The sequence below is a fragment of the Streptomyces sp. NPDC002809 genome, from assembly GCF_040295435.1.
Lineage (GTDB): Bacteria > Actinomycetota > Actinomycetes > Streptomycetales > Streptomycetaceae > Streptomyces.
In genome coordinates, this window is sequence record NZ_JBEOVJ010000091.1 from 1 (window position 1) to 12,078 (window position 12,078).

The 12,078-nt window shown below is 72.7% G+C and carries 10 protein-coding genes; 8 read left to right on the top strand and 2 right to left on the bottom strand.

The window, feature by feature from the left end; genetic code table 11:
* Window positions 1–126 precede the first annotated feature (126 nt).
* Window positions 127–1,059: an aminoglycoside phosphotransferase family protein gene (locus ABT025_RS33740; protein WP_351002466.1), complete on the bottom strand. Its 933-nt coding sequence runs from the start codon at window positions 1,057–1,059 to the stop codon at window positions 127–129.
* 167 nt (window positions 1,060–1,226) lie between these two features.
* Between ABT025_RS33740 and ABT025_RS33745 the strand changes: the two genes are divergently transcribed.
* The 3 genes from ABT025_RS33745 (at window position 1,227) to ABT025_RS33755 (ending at window position 5,286) form a co-directional block, all read left to right on the top strand.
* Window positions 1,227–2,654 carry a hypothetical protein gene (locus tag ABT025_RS33745; protein WP_351002467.1) on the top strand — a complete coding sequence of 476 codons (1,428 nt, stop codon included), beginning with the start codon at window positions 1,227–1,229 and terminating at the stop codon, window positions 2,652–2,654.
* Between the two features lie 140 nt (window positions 2,655–2,794).
* Entirely contained in the window at window positions 2,795–4,048 is a 1,254-nt protein-coding gene (locus ABT025_RS33750) for an AAA family ATPase (protein WP_351002468.1), read from the top strand.
* A complete protein-coding gene (locus ABT025_RS33755) occupies window positions 4,045–5,286 on the top strand; it encodes a vWA domain-containing protein (RefSeq protein WP_351002469.1) in 1,242 nt (413 codons plus the stop codon). The genes ABT025_RS33750 and ABT025_RS33755 overlap by 4 nt, the downstream gene beginning before the upstream one ends.
* Window positions 5,287–5,297: 11 nt before the next feature.
* Here ABT025_RS33755 and ABT025_RS33760 read toward each other — a convergent pair whose 3' ends face one another.
* Entirely contained in the window at window positions 5,298–5,903 is a 606-nt protein-coding gene (locus ABT025_RS33760; RefSeq protein WP_351002470.1) for a TetR/AcrR family transcriptional regulator, read from the bottom strand.
* Window positions 5,904–6,145: 242 nt separating this feature from the next.
* On the opposite strand from ABT025_RS33760, the gene ABT025_RS33765 reads away from it, so the two are divergent.
* From ABT025_RS33765 to ABT025_RS33785, 5 genes are all read left to right on the top strand, one after another.
* A complete protein-coding gene (locus ABT025_RS33765) occupies window positions 6,146–6,703 on the top strand; it encodes a (2Fe-2S)-binding protein (RefSeq protein WP_351002487.1) in 558 nt (185 codons plus the stop codon).
* A complete protein-coding gene (locus tag ABT025_RS33770; RefSeq protein ID WP_351002471.1) occupies window positions 6,700–7,692 on the top strand; it encodes an FAD binding domain-containing protein in 993 nt (330 codons plus the stop codon). Before ABT025_RS33765 ends, ABT025_RS33770 begins: the two co-directional genes overlap by 4 nt.
* Window positions 7,689–9,851 (top strand): xanthine dehydrogenase family protein molybdopterin-binding subunit, encoded by a 2,163-nt coding sequence (locus tag ABT025_RS33775; protein WP_351002472.1) that lies wholly within the window; start codon window positions 7,689–7,691, stop codon window positions 9,849–9,851. The genes ABT025_RS33770 and ABT025_RS33775 overlap by 4 nt, the downstream gene beginning before the upstream one ends.
* Window positions 9,844–10,977 carry an XdhC family protein gene (locus tag ABT025_RS33780; protein WP_351002473.1) on the top strand — a complete coding sequence of 378 codons (1,134 nt, stop codon included), beginning with the start codon at window positions 9,844–9,846 and terminating at the stop codon, window positions 10,975–10,977. The genes ABT025_RS33775 and ABT025_RS33780 overlap by 8 nt, the downstream gene beginning before the upstream one ends.
* A gap of 300 nt (window positions 10,978–11,277) precedes the next feature.
* Window positions 11,278–12,045, top strand: a complete 768-nt coding sequence (locus tag ABT025_RS33785; RefSeq protein WP_351002474.1) for an NPP1 family protein — start codon at window positions 11,278–11,280, stop codon at window positions 12,043–12,045.
* The last annotated feature ends 33 nt before the right edge of the window (window positions 12,046–12,078 follow it).

Consider the following 12,078-nt stretch of genomic DNA (forward strand, 5'->3'; position numbering starts at 1 on the left):
CTCCCGCGTCCGGTCCTCCCCCCCCCCCACCCCGGGGCGCCCGGCGCCTCCCGCCCGCCGGCCCCCCGCGGAACCGTGTGGTACCCGCCCCGGGGCGTCTGAGGACATGCCGTGCGCTCAGGGCGGTCAGATGCGGTTGGTGAGCAACTCCGCCAGTCTGTCCGCGAAATCGGTGAGCCAATCACGTCCGGGGCCGCTGCGGGCTCTGCGGAACCCGTGCCGACGTCCCCAGAACGCGGCCTGAACCGCGTGAAGTTGTGCCCAGCGCCGGGTCCGCTCGCGGTCGAGCTCCGCGGCCTCCGTGAAGACGTCCAGTGTGCGGTCGACGGCTCTGCGCAGGTCCTCCGCCGCGAGAAGTGACACGGCCCGGGACTTGAGCAGGGTGCCGCCGTCGTATGCGGGGTCCCCCACGTACCCCTTGGGGTCGACGGCCAGCCACGGCTCACGGTCGGCGCGCAGGATGTTCCTGGCGTGGAGGTCGCCGTGGACGAGGGTGTCCGGCTGGCTGCCACCCAGTTCGCGCGCCGTCGCGACGGCGGCGTCCAGCACGTGGCGCGACAGCGAATGGCGCAACTCCGCGGCGTCCTCGCGCATCCGCTCCTCCCAGGCCCCGGCCTGTTCGGACAGCCGGGGCAGACCGGGCGGAGCCGGCACGGCCAGCCTGCGGCTGATCAGCCCGGCCACTCGCACGACTTCGTCGTCGTCCTCGACCTCCCCGAGGTCCGACGTCCCCACGCGCTCCAGCAGCATCGCGAAGTGCTCCCCGTCGCGCTCGTACAGGCGTACGGCTCCGCGTCCGTCCCACGCCGCGAACGCGTCCGGCTCATGGACGTTGCCGGGGTGCGGGAACGACACCTTCAGTACGGCGTCGGCCGCGCCCCGCCGTCGCACCGGGACGACGAGGCCGACGCCTCCGTACCTGACCTCGCCGTCCGGAACGCACTCCCAGCGACCGCACAACTCGTCGACGACGGCGGGAAGTCCGGCGATCCAGACCGCTCCGGGCGCACCTTCACGCCTCACGGTGCCGCGTGCGAACGCCTCGGGGATCTCGACCATCCCGGCACCCTACGCGCTCGCCCCGCCCGGTGGCTGCCGCGGCCTCAAAGCGGGGGAGGGCGCTCGAAAACACCTGGCGGGCACGAGGGCGGGCCGTTAGGCTGCCTCGCGATGACAACACACATTGCTCACAGATCGGGGGACCCGTCCGCGCAAGGTGAGTGCTGATGCTCACCGAGAACGCGAATCGGGACCCCTTCCTCTCCTTCTGGCTGCGCGTGCGCGAGTTCGCCGTGCCGCCCTCCATGATCCAGACCGCGACCGCCCGCCGCCGTGCCGGTGACTGGGCGGGGGCATGCGCTGCCGCGGGCATCGATGTCGATCTCCGACTGGGCTCTCTGGCCCGTACCCACGGCGGGGAACTCGCCGCCCGGGTAAGGGCCGATCTGCGGCACCTGGTGCCGGATCTCCTGCGCTGGCACCTGCCGAGAATCGCTCCGCACGGGCTGCTGCGCCCGGGGCTGACGATCGCCCTGGCCCGGTACGACGCCGTGGATCCGGGCGCCCCTGAGGCCCGGCAGCCGAGGCCCTCCTCTCACCCCGTGCACCTCGTGGTGCGGACCCCGCCCGCCTGGGCCGACGCCGGCCAGCGGATCAGCCTCGCCCTGTGGGACGGAACCCGCTCCGAGGCGGCAGCGCGCCTCCACCCGCATCCCCGGCCCAGCCGGCGCTTCCGCCTCGACCTGCATCGCCACCTGTGGGACGCGCGCAGGACGGGCGAACTGCTCATCCGGTCCGGCGCCGACCGCCCGCCCACCGACGCGGTGGACCCCGCCGTCTCGGACCGGGTGCCGCCGGGACGCCGCTGCGCCCCCGGACGATGGGCTGCCGAGGCGGCCCTGCTCCTGGCGGCCGAGGGGCGGGCCGGCGGTACCTTCGTCGTGCGGTTCGGGGGCCGGCACCGGCTGCTCCTCGGACTGGACGCGGACGGCGACGGCCCCGGCCCGCCCGCACTGCGGATCGCGGAGGCGTCCGCGGACGGCGCCGGTTACGTGCTGCCGGTCCTGCCCGACGCCGCGACCTGGGCGCTGCCCGACCTGGAACTCATCCGCAGCGGAGGGTTCGAGGCCGACCGGCTGCACCCGCTGGTCGTCCGGGCGCTGATCCCGGAACACGTGCCGGCCGGACCCGCACCGATTCCCGACGCTGCCGGACAGCCCCGCCTCGTGGAATGCCGCGGGGCGCGGCACCGGATCGGCCTGGTCGACGGGGCACTGGCCCCACTCGACCACGACCCGGCCGAGCTCCGCCGCGAGGAACTCCTCGCCGCCCTGACCGGCACACCGATGCCCTGCCTCCAGGCCGTCGACGAGGCCCACCGCCGCCCGGACTGCCTCACCGGCGTACGGGAACGCCTCGACCACGGCGACATCGAAGGTGCGCTGGCCGTCGTCGAAGGCCTGCTGGGCCCCGGCGCGATCCTGCGAAGCGGTCCCCTGCGGGACGAGCTGGAGACCGCGGCGCTGCGGCGGATCGCCTACGGACTGTTCCGGGCGGACCTCGCCGGGTCCGGGGCCCGCCACCCCCGCCCGGAATTCCGGCGCTCCCGGGACCGCCACCCGTACCGGCGGCCGTTCCGCGCGACGGTCCGCTGATCCCGAAATTCCCGCGTCACACGACCTTCCGGTGATCCCGAAGGTCCCGCGCCACGCGGCCTTCCGCTGATCCGGGAACCTTCGTCCCCGCGCTCGAAGCCCTGTCCACATTCGTACCTAGACCCCTCAGGTGACCACACATGCCCACACGCGCCCTGCCCGCACCCACCCACGACCGGGCCCCGGTCTCCCAACTGGACGTCGCCGGCGAGCTGATGGCCCTCCTGCGCGACACCACCACCGAACCTCGTCCGGACACCCAGCTGGAGGCCCTCACCCTGGCCGTGGCCGCCGACCTGCCGGTACTCCTGTGGGGCGAGCCGGGGATCGGCAAGAGCGCGGCCCTCACCCAGCTCGCCGAGTCGCTGGAACTCCCCCTGACCACGGTCATCGCCAGCGTCCACGAGCCGTCCGACTTCTCGGGGCTGCCCATCGTCGGTGACGATCCCGCGGAACAGGGTGTCCCGATGGCACCGCCGGACTGGGCGGTGCGCCTGGTGCGGGCGGGCCGCGGGCTGCTGTTCCTCGACGAACTGTCCACCGCCCCGCCCGCCGTGCAGGCCGCGCTGCTCCGTCTCGTACTGGAACGCCGGATCGGCTCGCTCAGGCTCCCGCCCGGCGTACGCATCGTCGCCGCCGCCAACCCCCGTTCGTCGGCGTCGGACGGCTGGGAGCTCAGCCCGCCCCTGGCCAACCGGTTCGTGCACCTCCAGTGGGTCCACGACCACGATGTCGTGGTGCGCGGGCTCGGCGGTACGTGGCCCCGGGCGACCCTGCCGCGGCTCGCCCCCGAGCGGCTCGCGGAGTCCGTGGACTTCGCCCGCCGGGCGGTGTGCGGACTGCTCTCGGCGCGTCCCGCGCTCGTCCACCGGCTGCCCAGCGGGGAGACACGCCGGGGCGGGGCCTGGCCCTCGCCACGGAGCTGGGAGATGACGCTGCGTCTGATCGCCTTCGCGACCGCGGCCGACGCTTCGCGCGACGTGCTGTCCCTGCTGGTGAGGGGCGCGGTGGGCGACGGTCCGGGACTGGAGCTGCTGGCGAGCCTGGACCGGATGGACCTGCCGGATCCGGAGGCGCTGCTCGCCGACCCGGCCGGCGCCGACCTGCCCGAGCGGGGGGACCTGCGGCAGGCCGTGCTGGACGGCGTGGTGGCGGCGGTCCGTCGGACGCCTGAGAAGTCACGTTGGGACGCGGCGTGGGCCCTCCTGGTCCGGGCGCTGGAGACCGGGGCCCCGGATCTGGTCGTCGTCCCCGCGACGACACTCGCCACGCTGAGGCAGCAGGACTGGGACGTACCGGAGTCGATCGAGGCACTCGCCGGAGCGGTGTCGCTCTCCCGGCGCGCCGAGGAGGCGGCGGCCCGCGCCACGGCCGCCACCAAGGCCCGCCGGTGACCCCGGGCGAACCGGGGGCACTGGACCTCGACAAGCTCTTCGCCGCCCGGCTTCAGGCCGCCCGTGCCCGGCCCTACCTGGCGACGGCGCTGTTCGCCCTGCACACCGTGGAGTCGTGGCGGGTCCCCACGATGGCCGTCGACCCGCACTGGCGCTGCTACGTCTCGCCGGTCTTCGTGGACCGGACACCGGTGGAGGAACTCGCCGGCGTGTGGGTGCACGAGGTGTCGCACCTGCTGCGCGACCACCATGGGCGCAGCGACCGGTTCGCACGGGAGCAGGGACTGACCGGTCCGGCGGAACGGCTGCGGATGAACATCGCGGCCGACTGCGAGATCAACGACGACGTGTTCGGTGACGGCCTGGTCCAGCCGGAAGGTGCTGTCGAGCCCCGGCACCTGGACCTGCCCGAGGGGGAGCTCATGGAGGACTACCTGCGTCAGTTCCGGCTCGGACCGCGTACGCAGGACCTGGCCTGGCTGGACTGCGGCAGTGGTGCCGACGGGCTGGAACGGGAGTGGGACCTCGGGCCGGAGGGTGCCCACGGCCTCAGCACGCAGGAGCGGGACGCGGTGCGTTTCCGGGTGGCGCAGGGCATCACCGGCCGGCCGGGCAGCGCCTCGAAGGGGTGGCGGAGATGGGCGCAGGAGGTTTTCCATCCGCCCCAGCCGTGGCGGCAGTTGCTGGGAGCCGCGGTCCGTTCGGCGGTTTCGGGCCCGGGGGCGGGCGAGGACTACACGTACGGCCGTCCTGCGCGACGCTCGGCCGGGGTGCCCGGTGTCGTACTGCCGAGCCTGCGGCGCAGGCCTCCCCGGGTGGCTGTGGTCGTCGACACGTCCGGCTCGGTCAGCGACACCGAACTGGGCAGTGCGTTGTTGGAGATCGCCGCCATCTCCCGTGCCGTGGGCGGCCGGCGGGACCTGGTCACCGTCCTCGCGTGCGACGCGGCGACCCGGGTCGTGCACCCGCTGTGTCATGCCGAGGGAATCCCGCTGGTCGGCGGCGGGGGCACGGACCTGCGCTCGGGCTTCGCCAGGGCGCTCAGGTCGCAGCCCCGGCCCGATGTCATCGTGGCTCTCACCGACGGACAGACGCCCTGGCCGAGCACACCGCCACCTTGCCGGACGGTGGTGGGTCTCTTCGACCGGCCCTACGCGGGGGGCTGGGACGAGGGCGATCCCGAATACGTTCCGGACGAGCCGCCCGCGTGGGCGCGCACGGTGGTCATCGGGACGTGAGCCCTACGCCCTCATGGCCGAGCCTCCGCGGACGGCGGGCCCCCGCCGGGCGCCCCCGCCCGCAGCCCGTCCATGACCAGGTCCAGGAGCCGTGCGGCCCGCGGCTGCCATTCACTGTGCGGGTCGAGCTGCCAGAGGCCGGCGATGGCGAGCGCGAAGTCGTCCGGGGTCACCCCCGGGCGGATGGTGCCCGCCTCCTCGTTCGCGTGCAGCAGGAGGGTGATGCCGCGGGTCACCGGACCGTGGCCGAGCTGGGCCAGGCTGCCGTACCTGCTCGCGGTCGTGCGGAGCGCGTCGGCGAGGCCGGCCTTGGCCATGGCGTACTGCGCCAGCCGGTCCATCCACTCCCGCAGGGCCCGGTCGGGCGTGCGGGTGCTGAGCAACTGGGCCGCGGTATCGGCGACCTGCTGCATCTCGTAGCGGTAGACCTCCAGGACGAGGGCCTCACGGTTCGGGAAGTTGCGGTAGAACGTCCCCTGGCCGACGCCCGCCTTCTTCGCGATCGCGCTCACCGGGGCGTCCGCGGACCGCGTCAGCTCGGTCAGTGCGACAGCCAGGATGCGCTCGCGATTACGTTGCGCGTCCGGACGTTGGGGCGTGCCCCTCTCCTCGTCCACGCCTCCTCCTTCCGGAAACACAGTCAAGTCGCCCTTGCTGAGCGGACAGTTGTCCGCTAGGTTCGACGGATAAGCGGACAGCTGTCCGCTTCACTTCTCCACCATAGCGGTAAAACCGGCCAATGTGGCTGACCAGCGCCTTTGGTGGCCCGTTCACCTACAGACATCGCCCTCTCCCTCCCGGCACGCCTGCCGGGATCGTCTCGTTCGACGCGCATAAGCAATGCGAAAGAAGGCTGATCATGGCCCCATCGACGTCCAGTGCCATCACCCTGAACATCAATGGCGAAAAATACACGCTGCCCGTCGACCACCGCACCACTCTGCTTGACGCCTTGCGCGAGCGACTCGATCTGACCGGCACCAAGAAGGGCTGCGATCAGGGCCAGTGCGGTGCGTGCACGGTACTGCTGGACGGGCGGCGGACCGTCTCCTGCCTGCAGCTCGCGGTCGCCGCCGAGGGGCGGGCGATCACCACCATCGAAGGCGTTGCCGACGGCGACCGGCTGCATCCGGTGCAGCAGGCCTTCCTCGACCTCGACGGCTACCAGTGCGGTTACTGCACCCCGGGCCAGATCTGTTCGGCCCTCGCGGTGATCGAGGAACACGCGGCGGGCTGGCCGAGCGCCGTGACCGAAGACGTCCGGCCGGAAGCGGGCGTGCCCGTTCTGACCGCCGAGGAAATCCGTGAGCGGATGAGCGGCAATCTCTGCCGCTGCGGCGCCTATGTGTCGATCGTGCAGGCCGTGGCACGCGCGGCGGAAGAGTCCGCGGCCGCCGCCGAGGAGGCCGTGGCATGAGGGAATTCGGATACGAACGTGCCCTCGACGTCTCCGGGGCCGTGGCCCTGCTCGCCGAGGACCCCGGAGCCCGCTTCCTGGGCGGCGGAACCAACCTCGTCGACCTGATGAAGGCCGGTGTGGAACGGCCGACGCTTCTCGTCGACGTCCAGGAACTGCCCCTCGGCGAGATCGCGTTCACCCCTGGCGGCGGGCTGCGCATAGGCGCCACCGCCACCAACAGCGACCTCGCCGCCCATGCCGAAGTGCGCCGGCACTACCCGGCCCTGGCACAGGCGCTCCTGGCCGGCGCCTCCGGTCAGCTGCGCAACATGGCCACGGTCGGCGGGAACCTGCTCCAGCGGACCCGCTGCGGCTACTTCGGCGACCTCGCCAAGCCGTGCAACAAGCGCACCCCCGGCAGCGGTTGCCCCGCCCTGGCGGGCGAGCACCACAACCACGCGATCCTCGGCGCCTCCGAACACTGCGTGGCGACGCACCCCTCGGACATGGCGGTCGCGCTCGCGGCCTTCGACGCCGTCATCTCGTACGAAACGGCCGACGGGCCGGGCGAGTTGCCGATCGCTGAGTTCTACCGGCCGGTGGGGGAGACCCCGCACATCGAGACGGCTCTTCCGCCCGGCGCCCTGGTCACCGGTGTCACCGTGCCGCCGGCCGAGGTCGCCGCGCACTCCCGGTACCGCAAGGTGCGCGAGCGCGCCTCCTTCGCGTTCGCGATCGGCTCCGTCGCCGCCGCGCTCGCCGTTGAGGACGGAGTCGTACGTGAAGTGCGGCTGGCCTTCGGCGCGGTGGCGTCCCGGCCCTGGCGGGCCCGCGCGGCCGAGCGTGCGCTGATCGGAGGTCCTGCGGACGCCGAGGCGTTCGCCGCGGCGGCGGATGCCGAACTGGCAGCCGCCGAGGCCCTTCCGGAGAACGGATACAAGGTGACGTTGATGCGCAACCTCGTAGTGGCCGTGCTCACCGAACTCGCCGAGGAGGCCGCCCGATGACCACGACGACCGAGAACACCAACGTGACGGGAGCTGTCGGCTCCGCCCGAACCCGTGTGGAGGGCAGGGACAAGGTCACCGGCGCGGCGCGCTACGCCGGCGAGATCCCCTTCGCCGAACTCGCCCACGGCTGGCTGGTGCTGTCGACCGTGGCCCGCGGTCGGGTCGCCACCGTCGAGGACGCTCCCGTCCGCGCCATGCCCGGGGTGCTCACCGTGCTCCACCACGGGAACGCGCCCCGGGTCGACACCGAGTACGCGGGTTTTCTGGGACGGCCCAACCCGGTTGTCGGGATCTTCCAGCACGACCGGGTGCCCTTCATGGGCTGGCCCGTGGCGTTGGTCGTCGCCGAGACGTCGGAGCAGGCCAGGGAGGCCGCCGAGTCGCTGGTGGTCCGCTACGAGACGGAACCGCACGACGTCGGGTTCTTCGCCGGGCACTCCGGTGCGTACACCCCCGGCGCCAACTCGATGGCCCAGGCCGACACGGAGAAGGGGGACCTGGAGGCCCGGCTCCGGGAGGCCGCCTTCGTCGTGGACGAGGAGTACTCCACTCCGGAGGAACACCACAACTCCATGGAGCCGCATGCGGCGACGGCCCGGTGGGAGGGTGGCCGGCTGGATGTCCTCGACTCCAACCAGGGCGCCTTCTGGGTGGCGAGCGAGCTCGCGTCGCTCTTCTCCCTCGATCCGGCATCCGTCCGGGTGCGCTCCGAGCACGTCGGCGGCGGCTTCGGATCGAAGGGCCTGGCTCCGCACCAGGTGGCCGCGGTGATGGCCACGACCCTGCTCCACCGCCCTGTCCGCGTCGTGCTGACGCGCCGTCAAATGTTCTCGCTCGTCGGATTCCGCAGTCCCACCGCGCAGCGGGTCACGCTCGGAGCCGACGCCGGCGGCCGTCTGCGGGCCTTCGGCCACGAGTCGCTGAGTCTCACGTCGACCGTGCACGAGTTCGTCGAACCGGGTGCCAACGTGGGACGCACCATGTACGACGCCGACGCGCATCGAACCGGGCACCGGCTGGTGCGGCTCGATGTGCCGACCCCGACCTGGATGCGGGCGCCGGGTGAGACACCGGGCTCCTTCGCCATCGAGTCCGCCATCGACGAACTGGCCGAGAAGTGCGGCCTCGACCCGATCGAGCTGCGGACGCGCAACCAGCCCACGGTGGGTCCCGTGTCGGGGCTGCCCTTCAGCCGTCGCAACCAGCTCGCCTGCTTCGAGGAGGGCGCCCGCTGCTTCGGCTGGGCCGACCGGGACCCGCGCCCCGGACTGCGCCGCGAGGGACGCTGGCTCATCGGGACCGGCATGGCGGCTGCGTCCTTCCCCGCCGGCGCCGGCCCGTCCACGGCTGCCGTGACCGCGGAGCCGGACGGCCACTTCACCGTGGGAATCAACGCGGCGGACATCGGGACCGGGGCGAGGACCGCGATGGTCTCGGTCGCCGCGGACGCACTGCAGGTCGCACCGGACCGCATCCGGGTGCGCATCGGGGACAGCGATCTCGGCCCTGCATGGATCGCCGGGGGCTCCATGGGCACACGCTCCTGGGCCTGGGCGGTACGGCTGGCGGCGGAGGAGCTGCGGGAACTGCTCGCCCTCGGCGGACCCGTTCCGCCGGAGGGCATCACCGCCCGCTCGGACACCACCGAAGCCATCGGCGCCCTGGCGCAGAAGGAACGGCACTCCTACGGGGCGCAGTTCGCCGAAGCCGCCGTGGACGTCACCACCGGTGAGGTGCGCGTACGGAGGATGCTCGGCATCTTCGCAGCGGGCACCATCGTCAACCCGCTGACCGCACGAAGCCAGTTCGTCGGCGGCATGACCTGGGGGCTCTCGATGGCCCTGCACGAGGAGGCGGTCCGCGACGCGGCATCCGGTGGCCACGTCAACGCCGACCTGGCCGGCTATCACGTCGCGGCCCACGCCGATGTGCCGCACATCGAGGCGGACTGGGTGGATGACCACGACCCGGAGGACCCGGTCGGGATCAAGGGCATCGGCGAGATCGGCATCGTGGGAGTCGCCGCCGCCATCGCCAACGCGGTGTGGCACGCCACCGGCGTACGCCACCGCCGCCTGCCGATCCGTCCCGACCGGGTCCTGGCGGCCGCGGAGGAGGCGCGGCAGCGGGCTGCGGAGGAATCCCCGGGTGCTTGACATCGCGGCGGCCCTGCACCGCTGGTCGGAGGAAGGCCGGGACTTCGCCGTCGCCACCGTGGTGGCGGTCGACGGCAGCGCGCCGCGTGCCCCGGGAGCGGCCCTTGCCGTCGACAGCGAAGGCACCGCCATCGGCTCGGTCTCCGGCGGCTGCGTGGAAGGGGCGGTGTACGAGCTGTGCGTCCAAACCCTCCAGGACGGCCGGACGGTGCGCGAACGGTTCGGGTACAGCGACGAGGACGCGTTCGCCGTGGGCCTCACCTGCGGCGGCGTCATCGACATCCTCGTCGCACCGGTGCGCTCCGAAGCGCCGGTGCTCCGGGCGGCGTTGTCGGCAGCGGGTCGCGTCGAGCCGGTGGCGCTCGCCCGGGTGGTCCGCGGACCTGACGGCCTGCTCGGCCGGGCCCTGCTGGTCCGGGGCGACGGAACGTACGAGGGCAGCCTCGACGGGAGTCCGGCCCTGGACCGCGGGGCCGCCGCGGAGGTCCGGGCACTCCTGGACGCCGGCCGCACCGGCACCACGGAGCTTTCGGAGGACGGCACGAGCTGTCCGGGCGGCCTGACGCTGTTCGTGGAGTCGAGCGTGCCGCCGCCCCGGATGATCGTGTTCGGCGCCGTGGACTTCGCCACGGCGCTGGTACGGGCGGGCAAGTTCCTCGGCCACCATGTGACGGTGTGCGACGCCCGGCCCGTCTTCGCCACCCGCGCCCGGTTCCCCGAGGCGGACGACGTGGTGGTCGACTGGCCGCACCGGTACCTCAGGAACACCGAGACCGACGAGCGCACCGTCCTGTGCGTACTCACCCACGACGCCAGGTTCGACATCCCGCTGCTGGAGGAGGCCCTGCGGCTGCCGGTCGCGTACGTCGGCGCGATGGGTTCGCGCCGCACCCATGAGGACCGCAACCAGCGGCTGCGCGAAGTCGGCCTGACCGACGGCGAGTTGGACCGGCTGCGCTCCCCGATCGGTCTCGACCTCGGAGCCCGTACGCCGGAGGAGACCGCGCTGTCCATCGCGGCGGAGATCGTCGCGGAGCGCCGGGGAGGCACGGGCGCGCCGCTGACCGGCTCACGGACGCCCATCCACCACGACCTGGACCGTGCGCCGGGGGCGGCGCTGCGATGAGCGGCGCAGGGGCGCGGGTGGCTGCCGCTCGTGGGGGCTCCCGTGCCGGGGCTGCCGAGCAGGAGACCGATCCGGTCCGGCAGACGGTGCGCCCTTTCCGGGCAGCCGGCCCGTGACGGCATGTCCGGTACGGACCTGGCGCCGACGCCCGCTCCGTACCGGACATGCCGTAGAGCCGTTGGCCGGCGCTTCACCACTGCGAAATCCGTGACGCCCCACCGGGCAACGGGGTTCCGCGAGCTTGGACATGGGCATGCCATGGCATGGCCTAGTCCGGCAGGTGTGAACCAGGAGGATGCAGTGAAGAACACAGGACGACTCCGCAAGGCGTCACTCACCCTGGCCGCCGCCGCGGCACTGGTCGTCGCCTCGTCCGGCAGCGCCTTCGCGGCGGTGCCCGGCGCGCTGCCCGCGAACGCGGACGCACTGGAGCAGACGTTCCAGCCCGCCTTCGACTACGACGGCGACGGCTGCTATCCGACACCCGCCATCGGCGCCGACGGAGCCATAGCTCCCGGGCTGAAGACCACGGGCGCCGTCAACGGCAGTTGCCACGACTCCTGGGACCTGGACAACACCAACGGCTACGCACGCTCCATGTGCAACAACGGCTGGTGCGCCATCATGTACGGCCTCTACTTCGAGAAGGACCAGGCCGTGGCAGGCAGCGGGCTCGGCGGGCACCGTCACGACTGGGAGCACATCGTGGTGTGGGTGCAGGACAACGAGGCGAAGTACGTCTCCACCTCCGCCCACGGCGACTTCAACGTCTACGGCCGGGACGGGATGCTGTGGGACGGGACGCACCCCAAGGTCGTCTACCACAAGGACGGAATCGGCACGCACTGCTTCCGCCGCGCGACCACCGGCGACGAGCCGCCGGAGAACCACTACCACCAGTGGCAGTTCCCCGATCTGGTCGGCTGGAACGGCTACCCCGCCGGCATAAGGGAGAAGCTGGTGCAGGCCGACTTCGGCAGTGCGGTCTTCGGTCTCAAGGACGGCAACTTCGCCGGCCACCTCGACAAGGCGAAGCCCGCCGGGATCCCCTTCGACCCGTACGCCTGACCGGCAATGGGGGGCGGCGAGGCGTATCGCCGC

Excerpts from the sequence above, each read along its gene's own strand:
- ABT025_RS33740 (WP_351002466.1), bottom strand. The coding sequence starts at position 1,059 with ATGGTCGAGATCCCCGAGGCGTTCGCACGCGGCACCGTGAGGCGTGAA.
- ABT025_RS33745 (WP_351002467.1), top strand. The coding sequence starts at position 1,227 with ATGCTCACCGAGAACGCGAATCGGGACCCCTTCCTCTCCTTCTGGCTG.
- ABT025_RS33750 (WP_351002468.1), top strand. The coding sequence starts at position 2,795 with ATGCCCACACGCGCCCTGCCCGCACCCACCCACGACCGGGCCCCGGTC.
- ABT025_RS33765 (WP_351002487.1), top strand. The coding sequence starts at position 6,146 with ATGGCCCCATCGACGTCCAGTGCCATCACCCTGAACATCAATGGCGAA.
- ABT025_RS33770 (WP_351002471.1), top strand. The coding sequence starts at position 6,700 with ATGAGGGAATTCGGATACGAACGTGCCCTCGACGTCTCCGGGGCCGTG.
- ABT025_RS33775 (WP_351002472.1), top strand. The coding sequence starts at position 7,689 with ATGACCACGACGACCGAGAACACCAACGTGACGGGAGCTGTCGGCTCC.